At 37.4% G+C, this 16,955-nt stretch carries 18 protein-coding genes; 7 read left to right on the forward strand and 11 right to left on the reverse strand.

The annotated features are described in order from the left end of the window. Positions 1 to 6: 6 nt before the first annotated feature. From GNY06_RS07240 to GNY06_RS07255, 4 genes are all read left to right on the forward strand, one after another. Positions 7 to 522, forward strand: coding sequence for a hypothetical protein (locus GNY06_RS07240; RefSeq protein ID WP_166519449.1), 516 nt, complete (start codon positions 7 to 9; stop codon positions 520 to 522). A 24-nt stretch (positions 523 to 546) separates the two neighbouring features. After that, positions 547 to 939 (forward strand): ERCC4 domain-containing protein, encoded by a 393-nt coding sequence (locus GNY06_RS07245; RefSeq protein ID WP_244614382.1) that lies wholly within the window; start codon positions 547 to 549, stop codon positions 937 to 939. Positions 940 to 1,014: 75 nt separating this feature from the next. Further along, a complete protein-coding gene (locus GNY06_RS07250) occupies positions 1,015 to 1,287 on the forward strand; it encodes a hypothetical protein (protein WP_166519450.1) in 273 nt (90 codons plus the stop codon). Continuing rightward, entirely contained in the window at positions 1,284 to 1,778 is a 495-nt protein-coding gene (locus GNY06_RS07255) for a SpvB/TcaC N-terminal domain-containing protein (RefSeq protein WP_166519451.1), read from the forward strand. Before GNY06_RS07250 ends, GNY06_RS07255 begins: the two co-directional genes overlap by 4 nt. Before the next feature lie 443 nt (positions 1,779 to 2,221). Here GNY06_RS07255 and GNY06_RS07260 read toward each other — a convergent pair whose 3' ends face one another. The 8 genes from GNY06_RS07260 to ruvX all read right to left on the reverse strand — a co-directional run bounded on the left by GNY06_RS07260 (position 2,222) and on the right by ruvX (position 7,952). Beyond that, complete coding sequence (locus GNY06_RS07260) at positions 2,222 to 2,977, reverse strand: hypothetical protein (protein WP_244614383.1); 756 nt, start codon at positions 2,975 to 2,977, stop codon at positions 2,222 to 2,224. Between the two features lie 274 nt (positions 2,978 to 3,251). Then, positions 3,252 to 3,872 (reverse strand): immunoglobulin-like domain-containing protein, encoded by a 621-nt coding sequence (locus tag GNY06_RS07265; RefSeq protein WP_166519453.1) that lies wholly within the window; start codon positions 3,870 to 3,872, stop codon positions 3,252 to 3,254. A gap of 32 nt (positions 3,873 to 3,904) precedes the next feature. Next, the gene (locus GNY06_RS07270; RefSeq protein WP_166519454.1) at positions 3,905 to 4,879 is read right to left on the reverse strand and encodes a protein-glutamine glutaminase; all 975 of its coding nucleotides are present in this window, start codon (positions 4,877 to 4,879) and stop codon (positions 3,905 to 3,907) included. Between the two features lie 243 nt (positions 4,880 to 5,122). Beyond that, positions 5,123 to 5,494, reverse strand: a complete 372-nt coding sequence (gene crcB / locus GNY06_RS07275; RefSeq protein ID WP_166519455.1) for a fluoride efflux transporter CrcB — start codon at positions 5,492 to 5,494, stop codon at positions 5,123 to 5,125. Between the two features lie 24 nt (positions 5,495 to 5,518). Continuing rightward, positions 5,519 to 6,298, reverse strand: coding sequence for a nucleoside triphosphate pyrophosphohydrolase (mazG, locus tag GNY06_RS07280; RefSeq protein ID WP_166519456.1), 780 nt, complete (start codon positions 6,296 to 6,298; stop codon positions 5,519 to 5,521). Between the two features lie 107 nt (positions 6,299 to 6,405). Next, complete coding sequence (locus tag GNY06_RS07285) at positions 6,406 to 6,933, reverse strand: DUF5606 family protein (RefSeq protein ID WP_166519457.1); 528 nt, start codon at positions 6,931 to 6,933, stop codon at positions 6,406 to 6,408. Positions 6,934 to 6,972: 39 nt separating this feature from the next. Next, positions 6,973 to 7,545, reverse strand: a complete 573-nt coding sequence (gene def, locus GNY06_RS07290) for a peptide deformylase (protein WP_166519458.1) — start codon at positions 7,543 to 7,545, stop codon at positions 6,973 to 6,975. Then, on the reverse strand, positions 7,542 to 7,952 hold the full coding sequence (ruvX, locus tag GNY06_RS07295; protein WP_166519459.1) for a Holliday junction resolvase RuvX: 411 nt from the start codon (positions 7,950 to 7,952) through the stop codon (positions 7,542 to 7,544). Before ruvX ends, def begins: the two co-directional genes overlap by 4 nt. Before the next feature lie 174 nt (positions 7,953 to 8,126). On the opposite strand from ruvX, the gene GNY06_RS07300 reads away from it, so the two are divergent. Continuing rightward, complete coding sequence (locus GNY06_RS07300; RefSeq protein WP_166519460.1) at positions 8,127 to 8,618, forward strand: SixA phosphatase family protein; 492 nt, start codon at positions 8,127 to 8,129, stop codon at positions 8,616 to 8,618. 217 nt (positions 8,619 to 8,835) lie between these two features. After that, a complete protein-coding gene (locus GNY06_RS07305; RefSeq protein WP_166519461.1) occupies positions 8,836 to 10,197 on the forward strand; it encodes an orotate phosphoribosyltransferase in 1,362 nt (453 codons plus the stop codon). A 490-nt stretch (positions 10,198 to 10,687) separates the two neighbouring features. Here the strand turns inward: GNY06_RS07305 and GNY06_RS07310 are convergent, their stop codons facing one another. Together GNY06_RS07310 and GNY06_RS07315 are read right to left on the reverse strand one after the other, a co-directional pair. Then, on the reverse strand, positions 10,688 to 11,614 hold the full coding sequence (locus GNY06_RS07310; RefSeq protein WP_166519462.1) for a malate dehydrogenase: 927 nt from the start codon (positions 11,612 to 11,614) through the stop codon (positions 10,688 to 10,690). A 164-nt stretch (positions 11,615 to 11,778) separates the two neighbouring features. Beyond that, positions 11,779 to 12,816, reverse strand: a complete 1,038-nt coding sequence (locus GNY06_RS07315) for a nucleoid-associated protein (protein WP_166519463.1) — start codon at positions 12,814 to 12,816, stop codon at positions 11,779 to 11,781. Between the two features lie 349 nt (positions 12,817 to 13,165). Between GNY06_RS07315 and GNY06_RS07320 the strand changes: the two genes are divergently transcribed. Continuing rightward, complete coding sequence (locus GNY06_RS07320; RefSeq protein ID WP_166519464.1) at positions 13,166 to 13,624, forward strand: Hsp20/alpha crystallin family protein; 459 nt, start codon at positions 13,166 to 13,168, stop codon at positions 13,622 to 13,624. 232 nt (positions 13,625 to 13,856) lie between these two features. Here the strand turns inward: GNY06_RS07320 and GNY06_RS07325 are convergent, their stop codons facing one another. Continuing rightward, complete coding sequence (locus GNY06_RS07325; protein ID WP_166519465.1) at positions 13,857 to 16,952, reverse strand: type I restriction endonuclease subunit R; 3,096 nt, start codon at positions 16,950 to 16,952, stop codon at positions 13,857 to 13,859. Between the last annotated feature and the right edge of the window lie 3 nt (positions 16,953 to 16,955).

Consider the following 16,955-nt stretch of genomic DNA (forward strand, 5'->3'; position numbering starts at 1 on the left):
TTTCTCTTGCCCGAAATCTTCTTCGGACAACTAGCGCCTGGAATTAGTTTCGCAGACACCCGAGAGACCAATATCCTCCCCCTACACTACAGACGTGAAATACGGGCAGAGTTTAAGGCTAGGAATGCTGTAGGAGCTCCTGGAGAGGGCTTTTATTACGGCATGCTCACTCTCGCACCATGGATTGATAATTCGGGAGATAAAAATCACCAACTCAATTTTAACAATGGGGGTATTTTTTACAGAACAGGCTTTCATAAAGGCCCATGGGAAGCATGGAGATCTCTTGTTTTAACCAACACAAAGGGACAGGTGGGCATACAAACGACCACCCCTGCAGCTCCCTTAGATATACAGGGTAAAATTCGTTTTGATTATAAGGCTCCAGTCTATGGAGTTGCCATTTCTGCCAACCATTCGAATACAGGAGGTTGGGCCAGAGGATATTACTTCTTCGATGAAAACACTTCTGCCTCTTTGGAGGGTTTGGATCAAAAAACGTATTGGAAAGGCTTTTTATAGGTACATATACCAACCCAATGGTTGGTGTTCTATACCGATACCAAATGGGATAACTTCTACGGAAACATGTCCATTGCCAATAAACTGGAAGCCAAAGAAATTAGGGTCACCTCCTCCCCTACAGCCGATTTTGTTTTTGAAAACAACTATTTACTCCCCGACTTAGAAAAAGTGGAGAAACATATCCTGGAGCGAAAGCAACTTCCGGAAATTGCTTCCGCCAAAGAAATGCAACAAAAGGGGGTGGACGTGGGCAGTTTCCAGATTAAGCTCCTTCAAAAAATTGAAGAACTTACGCTGTATACTATTGAACAGAATAAGCAAATGAAAAAGCAGACTAAAGTTACAGCGACACTTGAGCAACATTTAGAAAAATTAGAACAGCGTATCCACAATTTAGAACATCAAAAGCCATGAAAAAACTATTGACATCCCTTCTAGTATCCTCCACAGTATATCTTGGGTATGCCCAATCGGCACTTTATTTTAGTTATGATGAAAACCCACCGGGGTACCCAGGCGCCTATGGCTTGGCACAACAGTCGAAAAAATATGCCCGACGATAAAATTCTTACTGCCGCTCATACCTGTTCTTCTTTAAGAACTTATGATCAGACACTAGAGACCACAACATTAAACTCAGTAAAAATCTTTTCACCTATGGGTAAAAAGACTGATAATGGATCTCATGAACACGCTTACCGTATTTGCCTTTGGAAAAAAGAAAAACATTCCAAATGGCTGAACAAAAGAATAAATTTATGAAAAGCTTATACACTTTTCTATTTATAACCTTACCCTTTTGGGGGACAGGACAGGCTATTCTCGATCAGGAAGAAACCTCTTCCCGAACTGTACAAGATCCCAATACTGTGATCTTGACAGACAACTTTAAAGCTTCCGCCGCTAAAGTGCAAACTTTTATCGCCAAAATAGGTCCTGCCACACAGGTATCTGGGGGCGGCCCCACCGATTCCCATGCTGGAAACAACAATCCCAGGGGTACACTCGGCAATATTCCTTTTCAAGATACCCAGGGGACTATAGAAGTCGATGTAAATGGACAACTCAACTATAGCCTTGCCATAGCACTACCTCCAGGTATAAAAAGCGTAGCTCCCCAAATTAACATGGTCTACACCAGCGGAGGCGGAAATGGTATTGCCGGATACGGATGGAATCTATCGGGGGATGGAGATGATGAAAATCCCAAGCAAAAAACACCAGGAAATAAATACGGAACCTTAGAAGAATAAAGAGACTGGAGAGATTATCCCGGATATCATGAAGGTGAAACACGACTAGACAGAATCTTCAGAATGATGAACAATGCCCATATGTACATGATAGCAGCAGATAAAGAAACTGGAGTGTTATGATATTTGGTGGTTGTGCAGAAAATAGCCATGTCAGTATCTAAATTTATATGTACTGATAGATGATATCAAGAGGGGGTCATTACAGTAAAACGTTTATAATGAGTAATATTATTGATCCTTATCAAGTATTGGACGACACATCTTTTTAGAGACTAAAAAAGAGTCCATAAACTGATATAAAAGCAACATCAAAGCTTTTTTGTGATCAGAAATATATTAAAAAGGCGTAAATTCTAAATTTTTATAGGTCTATTAATTTGTTTAGCAGGGAAAAAAAGTTCCTACGATGATTCTACTTTATTTTTGCCCTTAATAAAATTTTAGTTCAAACAAAGTTGGTACAGGAATCCTCCTATTTTGGAAGCTCTTTCATCGGCAATCAACAGCTGATGATTACCCTTAAAGCAGATGCCCTCCTTTTGAGAGGTATGTTCCAAATCGATTTTTCTGATTTTGGCATGCACAAAATCATCCCCCTGATAATCTTCCAACAAAAGAACATTTTGATGGGTGATCAGCGCCACGGTCTTACCATCGGGGCTAATATCGGCTCCGGTAATGGCAGCCTCATCAAAATTACCCCCCGGTTTCAATTTCCCCAAGAGCTCTGCCTTATAATACCCCGGTTTATTGGGTATTTTGTAGATGAGTGAAGTACTATCAAAACCTTTGCTTCTATTTTTGGTAAATAGATAAAAGAAGCCTCGATGTTCAAAAAAAGCTTCACAGTCGTAAAACAGCTCTTTCTTTCGGGGCGGGAAACCCGTTTGTTCGGGATAATAAAATGTGGTAGTCTGTAAAACAGGTGTATGATCTGCAGCGTCGATTTTAACTTTATAAATGGCGAGATTTTCCCGGAGGTTATCATTATTACCAAAATCACCAATATAGGTAAATCCCTGCTTATCCTGAGAAATATCTTCCCAATCCTTATTCACGGCTCCATCTATGCGGACCTTCCTGAGCAGCTCGCCCTTCAGATTGAATACATAGATTTCGTTTTCGTTTCCGTGATCTTCATGTGTATATAGAAAATTTCCATCCAATGACAACTGAATACCAGATATTTCTTTCATTTTTTTTGGGAAACTAAAAACAGTTTCCAGCCTTTCATTATGACTTTGCTGCGCTTTGGGAGTGCAATAAAACAAACAGCATAAAAGCGGGAAATAACGCAATGGATACAGCATCGTATTTTTTTATCAAAAATACTATTTAGTAGCTATATGCCAGCCTACTTCCCTAAATATATTTTTCCTACTTCATTTCAATAGACAATCACTTTACAGGCTTCCGGATAAAAATCTGCTGAATCGCTTTTCATCCTATTAGCTTTGGAAGATGAAGCGATTAGGATCGGCTAAATTCTGCGGTTAAAATAAAGGGGGCTTCTCCCCTCGCTAACCAACCTTTTTTCAGTATTCTATAAAGTCCGGCCTCTTTTGGATATTCCGCATCTGGATAAGGAAACCGCTGAGATCGTCCCGGCCCAAGTTTATACTTTACAGATTTTGGGGAGTTCGCATTCTTGAGGGAAATTTTGATCCACCCGGAATCTGTTCTTTTTTGAATAATAAAACCTTCTTCTAACAAGATAACCCCAGAGCTATGGTTTTCTATGGTATAAAATGCGGATGTAGCGGCTTCACTATCCGGGAGATAAATATTCATCCACGCCTGCACATCATTGATCTGCTGAATCTGATGGGTCTTATTTTCAATACCCAGGTTTAACTTTTTGCCTTCTTTAAAACTCAGGTTAAGCATCTTTAAAAGTAAAGGATAATCCACCCGTTTTTTGGATACATAAAAAACTTGTGGGCTCATGCCTATGGAAACTCTGATATTATCCGCATGATCGGGATCATTTTCACAATCCGAAATACGGATATTATGGTACCACGTCAAGTTTTCAAAATCGGTGGTACAAAAGATCATCATAAGCAGTCCTATACCTATTGCTATTTTCATAAAAATATATTGTGAACATTGCAGTTATTATTTTAATAGTCACAACGTCTTACACTAGGGGCAGGAGAAGGATAACATCCTGAAAGCCCCGAGAAAATTGTCAATACACAATTCGTATTTACGGAGTCATCATCGTACTTTTGGAATCCAGAACGACTGCGGTAATAAACATCACCTGGCGTATTCGCATAGGAAGAAACAGAGGTCCCCCCACAAGAAGAATTAGTACAGGCATCCCTCCATTCCTGATCCGTTACGGGGCGATTTGGAAATAACGAAGGATCTATAATTCTTTTTTCAATATTCCCCGAAGCGTTTCTATAGCTTACCAAAATTGCTACATGATAATTCCAGGATACACAACAAGAGCCATTGCTTGCTTTTAAGTTACCGTATACAAACTGTTTTTCACAGTCATATCCATTGCGCATCAAGATCTCTCTCATTTTATGTGCGCGGGCATAGCATCCATCCACCGGATAACCAAAGTTAATACACTCCCGAGAAGATGTAGAAGATCCACAAGACTGACTTTTAATTTGTTTAAACAAATCTATTAAAGTCGCCTGATCCGGGATAACACTCTCTAAAGTGCCCACTGCTCCCCTACTCCTTTCATTACTCCTTTTGGTTAACATGGATTTAAAAGATCTTGCCTCCGCTGGTGTTATATGCTCTATATTAGCGATTTCTGTACTATTAGGCTTTAGATAAACATGGATAGGGGTTTCCCGTTGAATAGCCTTCTCAATTAAATTAATACTTTGCTTATTTTCCGCCGTATTTTTTAGGGTGTAAAATTGTGCTGAAATCATAAAACCCACCTTGATTAAGCCATCTTCTTTAATCATACTAACAGGTATGGTTTTACCAAAATCAATATTCGCTGAATGGGTTTGAGATTCTGCCCCCACTACAGGATTAGAGCGATTCATTTCTGAATCCGAACAGGCATTAAATGACAAAGCAGTCATAAATACCACCACTGATAAAAGAATTTTTTTCATAATATATTGGAATTTAAGTGAATTAGAATTTCATATCAAATAACATTCAACTGATAAAAAAAGAAGTTTCCTCGAAAAATTAAAAATAGACTTCCTACTGATGATGTTAAAAAACAAAAATAAAACTCATTTTTCAATCATTTATTAAATCCAAATATATAAAAAATAGTATAAATTAAAGTTTATACTATTTTTTCATTTAATATAATAAAAAAACATGGGCGAGAATAAGAGATTATCCTCTTATTTTAGAATCACGCCTCCTGCCCAAACGGCTAATAAACCCATAAAAACACTGGCTGCAATATAGATGGAGGCGATGAGTAAGTTTTCTGAATGAAATAGATCCAGACTTTCCGCGGCAAAGGTTGAAAATGTGGTAAAACCTCCACAAAAACCAGTCACAAATAAATATTTAAAATCGGGGTTCAAACACTGATATCGCTCAAATAATCCCAGTAGAACACCTATCATAAAGCAACCTAACACGTTAACCATAAAAGTACCCCACGGAAAGGCTCCAAGACTACTTTTACTAAAATATAAGGATACCAGATACCGCAAGATACTTCCAATCCCTCCACCAAAGCCTACTAATAATATAGATTTTAACATGTTTTTAGTTTTTTAAAGTACACTTTACTCTGGTGTCTCCGTATCTTTTTTTACGCTGTTCCACAACTCGCCCATTTCTTCCAGTGGCATTTCGGAAAGAGAAGTTCCACTTTGCAAAGCCAACTCTTCCATCGCTTGAAAGCGTCTGATAAATTTTCGATTGGTCCTCTCCAATGCAGTATCTGCATTGATGCCCAAAATCCTGGAATAATTAACAAGAGAAAAGATAAGATCTCCCAATTCTGCTTCTATTTTATCCACCTCCTTTTCTGCTCGAAATTCGGATAACTCCTCCTCCACCTTTTTCCAGGCTTCCTCTGCAGTAGGAAAATCAAAGCCTATGCCCTTGGCCTTATCTTGAATGCGAAAAGCCTTAATCATAGGAGGAAGTCCCTTAGGCACCCCGGCTAAAACAGAAGCATTTCCCTCTTTAAGTTTAAGTCTCTCCCAATTTTGCGTTACTTCTTCTTCATCCTTCACCTTTATATCACCATAAATATGCGGATGTCGGAAAATTAATTTTTCATTAAGAGCCTGAATGACCTCGGCTATATCAAAACTTTGCTTTTCTTCCCCTATTTTAGCATAGAATACCAAATGCAACAATACATCTCCCAACTCTTTTTTTATCTCTTCCAGATCTTCGCTTAACAGCGCATCCGAGAGTTCATACACCTCTTCCAGGGTTAAGTGACGCAGCGATTGTAAGGTCTGTTTGCGATCCCATGGGCACTTTTCGCGTAACTCGTCCATAATGTCCAAAAGTTGTCCAAAAGATTCTAGTTTTTGAGCTTTGGTATTCATAGTATTTTTTATCTATATTTTTAAGGCAACCAAATTTAGCTAATTTCTTGCCCACAAAAAACTCTGCTCCCTAAAGGGGAACAGAGTCTCGTAGATTTAAAAAAATCTTATTCTTCGATTTTCTTTTTAGTGCTTTTCTTTGCAGGCTTTTCAGCTGCAGTTTTCTCTGTTTTTTTCGCTGGTGCTTTTTTTGTTTTCACCTCTTCCGCTTCAGGGGTTTCTTCATTTTCAGCGTTTAGAGCGGTAAAGTTTTCGGGCTTGATATAGCCGGCTTTTTCCAAAATATTATACCACTGGACCAATTTTTTAATATCCGATTCATACACCCTGTCCACATCATAATTAGGAAGTACTTGCGACATAAAAATTCTAAGATCTTCACCAGAAGACTTATGATTAATCGTGCTTTTAAAATCTTCTTTTTTTGCAATATGATGAAACACCTCAAATAAAGGCACTTCACTTTCAAAAGTGAACATAGAGATATTATCCAAAAGGCTTACCTGGCTGGTATTGGAAATATTGGCCTTTTTATGGGTTATAATATCTTCTATAATAAAACCTGTTCTCAGCTGAGAAACAAGCCTGAACAATCCCGGTTTTCCTGAAATCGAGATGATTTTTTCTAACTGCATCTTTATTTTTTATCTTGGTTAATATTCTGTTTATCTAGACTATTTTGGAAACCTCATTTTATAATCCACAGCGATCTCCCCGGCAGCAATTTTATTCAGTTTTCCCTTTATTATTTTTTTCTTGAGTGCGCTTAGTTTATCGGTAAATAAAATACCGTCAATATGGTCGTACTCGTGTTGAATGACGCGGGCCCGGATGTCTGAAAAAGTTTGGGTGTGTTTCACAAAATTCTCATCATAATACTCCATGGTAATGGTCTCCGGCCGACTTACATCCTCGCGGATATCGGGAATGCTAAGACAGCCTTCGTTAAATTTCCAAGGCTCTCCCTCATAATCCAATATGTGAGCGTTGATAAATACTTTTTTAAAATTCTGAAGCTCCCCTCGAACGTCCACATACTCTTCATCCTCTGCTAAAGGCCGAATGTCGATTACAAATAAACGAATATCGAGGCCTATCTGAGGTGCTGCCAGCCCTATGCCATGCGCCTGATACATGGTTTCAAACATATTATCGATTAAGGATGTTAGCCCGGGATAATCCCTGCTAATATCATGTGCTTTTTTTCTTAAAACAGGATCGCCATAAGCGCGAATTGGTAATATCATCTTTTTTCTAAAAAATTCTGCAAAATAAGGGTGGCACTTATTTTGTCTATTAAACCTTTTTGTTGTCTTTCCTTTTTACTTTTACCGCTCTGACTGATAACAAAGGAAGCCATTTTACTGGTAAACCTCTCATCAAGACGGTTAATCTTCACCTCCGGAAATGCAGTTTCAAATTGCTTTAAAAACGCTTGAATTTCCATCTCTATTGCCGAGAGATTGCCCCTGAGATCCGTAGGAAGACCCACCACAATCTCTTCTACCCTATTCGCTTGGAAATATTCCTTTAGGAAATCCAGGAGTTTGGGTGTTTCTACGGTTTGCAGTGCTGATGCAATGATCTGTAAATCATCCGTAACAGCCAAGCCGGTACGGACTTTACCATAATCAATAGCCATTATCTGTCCCATCCTGCAAATTTAATTATTTTTTTAAGTTATGAAGCCTGCGAATATTATCTTCTTAAAAAATAGAATTCTATCACTAACGAAAAGGTATGCCTCCCCCTCGATTCTTAAGAATCTCCTTATTATTTTTTTATAACTTTACTCATCTTAAAACTATTTACCATCTGCTCAAAGAATATGAAAAAATTAATTTTAGTACGTCATGCAAAAAGTGATTGGCCGGAGGGGGTGGAAGATTTCAACCGCCCCCTCACGGAACACGGAAAAAGTAATGCAAGCGCAATGGCGGCACATCTTAAAGAAAAAGGCATTGCAATTCAAGCACTTATATCTAGCCCCGCTAACAGAGCTTATCATACCTGCCTGCTCTTTCATGAAGTCTATAAAAAAGCACAGATAAGCACCTATCCTCCGCTTTATAATGCTCACGAAAGCGATTTTATGGAAACCATCCACAGGATTGATGATGACTATACCAACGTCGCTTTATTTTCTCATAACAATGGTATCTCCAACTTTACAAATCTCTTCTCGGGGAAGGATATCATTAGTTTTCCTACCTGCGGTGTGGGTGGATTTGAAATTGATATTGATTGTTGGAAGGATTTTAACGGGGATCAATGTGTATTAAAATACTTCTACAGCCCAAAAGATTTACACACTCCCTAAATCAGCTTAGCAAAGAATATACTCGTTAAAATTTATATCTCGTAAACTGGTTTGTATGAGACTATCAACCTTATATTTATCGCTTGGCGCTTTCTTATCTCCCATAAAAATAAGCTAAGGCATAGAGACTACAGTCCTATTGATAGGCAACATCACCTCACATACAAATCCATAACTGCCAAGTAAATTCCTATCTTTGTCGAAATCTAAAATGTAAATGAAAACGAAAAGAGCATTTTTCCTTGAAGCCTATAAATTGGGCATAATTAAATTCGGAAAATTTACCCTTAAAAGTGGAATTGAAAGTCCTTTTTATGTAGACCTACGCCCTTTAGCCTCAGATCCTAAAATTCTTAAGCAACTCTCTAATTATCTTTTAGAAATTCTTCCTTTGGATAATTTCGATCTGATTTGTGGAGTTCCATATGCCGCACTCCCTATGGCTACAGCCATGTCGCTAGAGAGCTATATCCCCCTTATCCTCAAAAGAAAAGAAGCCAAAACCTACGGTACCAAAAAACTCATAGAGGGTCTTTTTCACAAAGGTCAAAATTGCTTATTGGTAGAAGATGTTATTACTTCTGGAAAATCTCTTTTAGAAACCATTTATGAAGTGGAAAATGAAGGACTAAAAGTGTCTGATATTATCGTAGTACTCGATAGACAGCAAGGAGGACGGGAAAAGCTTCAGGAAAAAGGTTATCAGGTTCATACTTTATTTACCATATCGGAAATTGTAAAAATTTTGCAGGAAGAACAACAGCTTACAGAAGATGAAGTAGAAAGAATTCATGATTTTCTGGGAGGTCATAGCATTACTTTTGAAGAAAAGAAAAAAACGCGTTATGAAGAAAAGCTAAAAAATATCGATCACCCAGTGGCCACCAGATTACTAGAAATCGCCTTGCAAAAAAAGAGTAATCTCATTGCTTCTGCAGACGTTACTACTACACAAGAACTATTAAACTTGGCAGAAACGCTAGGCCCTCATATCGCGGGACTTAAAACCCATATCGATATTATTAGGGATTTCGATTATCAGCAAACCATTCTTCGCTTAAAAGATATTGCCGAAAAACATGATTTTTTACTGATGGAAGACCGAAAATTCGGTGATATTGGCAATACTCAAGAATTACAATTTTCACAAGGCATGTATAAAATTTCCAATTGGGCAGATATGGTAACGGCTCATGCCATTGGCGGTACCCAAGCTTTACAGAGTTTTGCTCAGACAGGTATTATCGCCATTTTAGGAATGTCTTCAAAATCTAACCTTACCGATGCTCATTATCGTGAAGAAGCGATGAAAATTATTACAAACAACCCCAATGTAATAGGCTGTGTAGCTCAAAATCAAATTCAGGATGATCTGTTGCTATTCACTCCAGGTGTTCACCTTACTACAGCTGATGATGATAAGGGACAACAATACCGCACTCCAGAATATGTTTTTAAAAAATTGCACACCGATTTTATTATTGTCGGGAGGGGTATCTATAAAGCCGAGAACATTGAACAAGCTGCATTAACCTATAAAATAAAAGGCTGGGAAGCCTATGAAAATGCAATATCTTAAACTTGAGATCTCAATATGATAGTATGCATATTGCCAAAATAAATGATGTAATATAGGGATAATTAACTTATTTTGGGGTTTGAGGGCTGCTTCCTAAAAATTTTTAAGCTCTATTCTATTGCATTATGCTAAAAAAACTGTTAAGTTTTCATAACACAAAATAAATATTACTTAAAATTAGTTAATCCCTTATTTTCTGGCATCCTATTTGAAAGCTATATGACACTTCATATTAACAGATTTTTTTTAACTAACGAAAAAGCAGTTCCTAATTCTTAGGAACTGCTTTTGTATTCTGTGTTTATCACCCTATCTGATTTGTTTTTAATCCCCGGAGAGACGCAGCATTTTTATCGAGACCATTAAACTCAAGCACGTTCTATATTATGCTCACTAATAATTTTAACATAGATTTTCTGGTTTCATTTTACCAGAATGTCCCATAAAAAAAGGCCTTTTCGAAGTCTCTTTTTTATTTTTTATTGAGGTTTTAAAATTTTAAATCCTTATTCACTTCTCTTACCGCATCAGCCGCCGACTGGAATTTTTCTTTTTCCATTTTATTTAAATCTAATAGGCTAATATGCTCCACTCCATTTTTACCGATAATACAAGGCACGCCTAAACAGATATCTTGTTGGCTATACTCGCCTTCCAGGAGAGTAGAACAGGGGATTAATTTTTTCTGATCGTTGACGATAGACTGTACCATGACAGAAACCGCAGCTCCTGGCGCATACCATGCCGAAGTTCCCAGAAGCTTGGTGAGGGTTGCTCCTCCCACCTTGGTTGCTTCGGTAATATTTTTTAGTTGCTCTTCATCTAAAAAAGTACTTACAGGCACACCTTTTCTGGTCGCAAATCGAGTTAAAGGCAACATCCCTGTATCGCTATGGGCAGCGATCACCATGCCGTCTACATCAGATACCGGACTTTGTAGGGCCTCTGCCAGTCTATATTTAAAACGTGCACTATCTAAGGCTCCACCCATACCTATCACTCTATTTTTAGGCAATCCTGTAACTTTATTGATCAAATAGGCCATGGTGTCCATGGGATTACTCACCACGATGAGAATAGCTTCTGGTGAATGCTTCAATATATTTTGGGCGACTTCTTTTACAATTCCAGCGTTAATGCCTATCAGTTCTTCACGAGTCATCCCTGGCTTACGCGGAATGCCAGAAGTGATCACGGCTACTTGAGAGCCGGCTGTTTTGGTATAATCGTTTGTTATCCCTGTAATCTTAGTATCAAAACCATTAAGGGAAGCTGTCTGCATAAGGTCCATGGCCTTGCCTTCTGCGAATCCTTCTTTAATATCCACCAAGACTACTTCCGTAGCAAAATTCTTCATGGCGATATACTCTGCACAACTCGCTCCTACAGCACCAGCTCCTACTACACTTACTTTCATATTTTATATTTTATAGATTACCAAATATAATAAATTATTTACTCAATAAAAAGCGTTTATTATCCTTTAAACGAGAAAAATATATGATTTAATAAGTTTTTTTAAGCCTTTTTTATAGGACGATCATCTGTTTTTTCATGCTGCTATACCCCAAAAAATTTCTCCTACTTTTCCTCCTCAAAATAGAGACGATAAAACTTCCCTTTCTCATCCTCTCCGGTTTCTATTTTTTTGCGGTCTCCATGTACATAAATATGAAAATTTTTATCCAATTTAATCACGCTTTTAAAATGTCTTTGTTGTTTCTTCACCGCGCTTGGAACTATGGCAAAGTTCTCTTCCAACTGGATATCCCTTTCCTCCTCGTATTGCTTTTTGTACTCATCAAAGCTGTCTATCACTTCGGGATGTACCAACACCTGCTTCTTGAACTCCTCTAACTCGAAATTCTCTTTATCTTTAAAAAAATGAATAGATTTATTGAGAAAATCGGCCTGATCGGCTTTGCTGATTTCATATTCCTGTGGCAACTGCTCAGTAACGTAATTTTTATACATAGACAAGGTATATTCGGTATTAAAATATTCGTCTTTACGCTGCTGAAGCTGTAAGAAATCATCTACCCAATAGCGAGCTTCTACACCTGTTTTAGTCGTGTCGATTACAGATACCCAATATCCTTCTTCCTGGTGAGTATTAAAAATAAGACACCCCTTATCCAGCTTCCTGAGATGAATACCCTGATCTTTATGGATCTGAAAACTATCTTCCTGAGGCATAACCTTTAAAAAGGTTTCTTTATTCTCGGTTTTAAAGAGACCTACAGCATCTACTATTTTTCCTTCTAATACGTAATCCTCAAAGTAAACGATATAAAACTCTCCATCTTTAATGTTGTTATGCAAGGTCTTATGATAAAGGTGCTGAGCTAGGTTTTTAGATTCTTCGTGGAAAAATTCAGGTTTTTCAAAAATTTTTGCTACGAGAGAAAAGACCACATTGTTCTCGAGGGCCTCTTCATCATAAAACTGATAATATACGCCCGACTTGAAAGGGGTTAGGAAAAAATCTTTGAGTAACAGCCTGATATCAGGATCCAATTCCAGCTCGCTTTCTGATAGCAGCATGCCCTCCCCATTCATTTTATTACGAACATAATGTACTGATATATGTTCCAGTCTGCGGATATTATCTTCATTCATTTTTTTATATTTTTTGAAAGTTACAAAGATAGGGCTTGGATTTGTCAATTACATTCCTTGGACCCAAAAAATGATTTGCTATAAAAATTTGTAATCACGTGGCCATTATAAACTTATTTATACAGCATTTTAAATTAAAAGAAGTAGAGATGAAAAATTAAGCGGGTCCTATATTATGAAGTCTTGCAATAAGACAGTATGTCGGCTTTAATACAGAGAATCAAGCCTTTGTCAGTGACAATTTTTCAGTTGGGGTAACAAATTTTCCTATTCTACACCCTGGCACACACTTTGAAGTTATCTTGGTGTATTCTTTAATTATTGTTTAACTTTTAAAAATTCGTTTGTTATGTCAATCTTAAAGAAAAACAATGATAGCCTGCTCCCTATCAATCCACGTGCACTGTTCGATGATTTTTTCAGCCGCGAACTTTTTAACTGGGGCAATCATAATTTTTCTTCTACCTTAAGCACTGTTCCTTCGGCAAATATTAAGGAAAATCCGGAAAATTTCGAAGTGGAAGTGGCAGCACCGGGCATGGAAAAAAAAGATTTTCAGATTACCCTGGAAGGCAACCTTCTTACCATTACATCGTCACGAAAAAACGAAACGGAAGAAAATAAAGACAATTATACCCGAAGGGAATTCAGCTATCAGTCTTTCCAACGTAGCTTTGAGCTTGCCAAAGACGTGGTGGATGAAGAGCACATCCAAGCAAAATATGATCAGGGTGTCCTAAAGATCAGTATTCCTAAAACGGAAAAAGCAAAACAACAGTCATCTCCGCGGATGATTGAAATTCAGTAAAAATAAGTCAACCACTAAAAAAGGTTTTCCTAAGGAAAACCTTTTTTCTTTTCAAAAATATGCTACTGTGAATTCGTCAATACTTAATCTATTTTAAAGTTATTCAATTTGATGATAACTGTCAGATTAAATATTAACCGATTCAGATAAAGTCTTGATTCCTTTCTCTTTTTCCTGTTAACTGTTGTATCTCCATTGTTTCCTGTTAGAATATAAGAGTTTATGTCCTGATTTAAAGTGGTCCTCCCACTCCCTTAAACTTCTCTACAAAGGCACTGATTTTTTGAAAAACGCTTCGTTTCTTGATTAAATATTGTGGATTTAACGGACTTATTTTAGGTAAAATAGCATTCAGCTCCGTACCATTTTCACTGGCAAATTCTCGTTTCAATGAGGCAGATATGTATCTCTTTGTCGCCTCCTCATTTAGATTTTCATCTGTAATTAATGCTGAGGCCTCTATTTTTTGTTTTGCCTGTGCATATTCAAAAAAGGTATCGATTATCCCCGCTTTATCCTGAATCATATCAAGATTGGTTTCGTTAATAAAATCAACAACTAAGGACTCTTTTGCTCTGTTGCCTATACTGGCACGCACAACTCTGCGAATCTCTTCTACTAGAGCAACTTTATCTTTGGTCTTTTTGTTGTTTTCAAAAATTAATTCAAGAATGTAATCCAGATTGATTTCTTGTGATTTCAACAAGTCTATTTCAAAAACAACATCATCCCAATCGATTGTAGATTCCGCTGCTTCTTTTCCCTTTTTTTCTCGTCTTATCCAATCGCGTATATCATTATAAGTAGAACGATAATCTTGGACTGTTCTTTCCGGCAACAGAGCAATTGTTTGCATGCCATCAATTTCCTCATCTGTTACGAAATAAGTTTCTTTGAAAGCTTGCACAGTCTCATTATCATTCAAATCGATTTCCTGTAAAGCTCTTAGATGCGTAAATTCATCGTAGTTCTGCAATATATTTTCCACACGTAAATACTCTCCAAAAAGCTTTGCAAATTCTTTTTTATCTTTTTCTGTAAAAATTTTATCAGGGTTGGGAAACCTTTCATTCAACTCATTTACCACCTCAATATAACCTCTGCGGGCTTCGCCTGTGACGATATCTGTAAACCCCTCCAGATACTCTTTATAGCTTTTTTCAAGCACCACATTTTTGGTGTTCTTATCCCCAAATAAAGTAATGGCATTAATGGTGGCTTTTTCTAAATCTCGAAATGTAACGATATTACCAAAAGTTTTCGTTGCATCATAAATACGATTGGTACGCGAAAAGGCCTGCATTAAGCCATGGTAACGCAAGTTCTTATCTACAAAAAGCGTATTCAGCCTAGGTGCATCAAATCCGGTAAGGAACATACCTACTACTATAATGAGGTCTACCTCTTTACTTTTTACACGTTTTGCTAAGTCACGATAGTAGTTTTGAAATTCTTTGCTCCCAACCCCATAACTGGTTTTGAACATGGTATTATAATCATGGATGGCTTTGGTTAAAAACTCTTTAGCACTACTATGCATGGCAGAAGGCTCAAAAGTTTCATCAGGAATTTCACCAGCTGCATTTTGTTCTTCGTTGGCCGCAAAGGAAAAAATGCTTGCAATTTTAAGTGGTTTTTCGCTTTCTTTTTGCAACCTATTCAGTTCTTCGTAATAGAGTTTAGCGGCATCTACACTGCTTACCGCAAACATGGCATTAAATCCGTTGTTGCTAACTTGGTTTCTGTGGGTTTTGATTCTGAAATTTCGCAAAATGTATTGCGAAATTTCTTTGATACGAGCCGGATGAAGTAGTGCTTTTGTATTTTCTGCAGCACTTAGTTTTTTCTCATCTTGTTCTTGCTCTATACACTTAAATTGAGGCCTTACATCGTTATAATCTACCTTAAACTTTAATACTTTTTCATCCCGAATGGCATCAGTAATCACGTAAGAATGCAACTGACATCCAAAAACACTTGCTGTAGTCTCGGAACCCAAAGCATTGTCGGGGAAAATAGGCGTTCCTGTAAACCCAAATTGATAGAACTTTTTAAACTTATCTTTCAGGTTATTTTGGGCTTCACCAAATTGAGAGCGATGAGCTTCATCAAAAATGAAAACTACTTGCTTTTGATAAATTTCTAAATCTCCCTCACTTTTCATCAAATTATTGAGTTTCTGAATCGTGGTTACAATGATTTTATTATCCGCTTTTTCAATATTGCGTTTTAAACCTGCAGTACTGTCTGATCCGTTTACGCTATCGGGAGAAAAACGTTGATATTCTTTTATGGTCTGGAAGTCCAAATCTTTACGATCCACTACAAAGAATACTTTCTCTATAAACTCAAACTCTGTGGCGAGTCTTGCTGCTTTAAAACTGGTTAAGGTTTTTCCCGAACCGGTGGTATGCCATATAAATCCACCACCTTCTGTGGAAGACCATTTTTGGGATCGATACGAACTTCCTATTTTCCTCAACATCCTCTCTGTCGCCGCTATCTGATAGGGACGCATGATGAGCAATGTATCGCTTGCATCAAAAACCGAATAGGTAAGGATCACCTTTAATAAAGTATGTTTCTGAAAAAAAGTGGCTGTAAAATCTTTCAGATCCCTGATCAAAGAATTATCTGCTTTTGCCCAGTTCATGGTAAAATCGAAACTGTTTTTATCTCGTTTTACGGTATTAGCAAAATAACGGCTATCGGTACCGTTTGATATAACAAATAACTGCAAATATTTAAATAGAGAGTTTTCGCTATTAAAGCTTTCTTTACTGTAACGATGTACTTGATTAAATGCCTCACGGATAGCCACTCCACGCTTTTTAATTTCTACCTGTACTAAAGGCAAACCATTCACCAATATCGTTACATCGTATCGATTGGCATGTGTTCCTTTTTGTTCGAATTGCGAAATTACTTGGACTTTGTTCCGAACAATATTCTTTTTATCGACTAAATAAATGTTTTGAATGCGCCCATCATCAAATACAAAATCGTAAATATAGTTATCATGTAACTTTCTTGTTTTATCTATGATGCCATCCCCGGGTTTATCCAGATACTCGGCTACAAAACGACCCCATTCGGCATCTGTAAACACCGCATCATTAAGTGTCTCCAATTGCACCCTTACATTAGCCAACATGGCTTGCTGGGTAGTAAGGTCTTTCGGATTTTCATAGCCCTGACTCATTAAGTCTTGGATGAATTCTTTCTCGAGTGCATGCTCCATTTGATAACTTACAAGAGCTTCTTTAGGTATAGAATGCCTAGTGTAATTATCTAAAACAATAAAATCTATGGTGTGAGGCTCTGCCATCTT

This window comes from Elizabethkingia argenteiflava (assembly GCF_009904105.1).
In the GTDB taxonomy this organism is placed as follows: Bacteria; Bacteroidota; Bacteroidia; order Flavobacteriales; family Weeksellaceae; genus Elizabethkingia; species Elizabethkingia argenteiflava.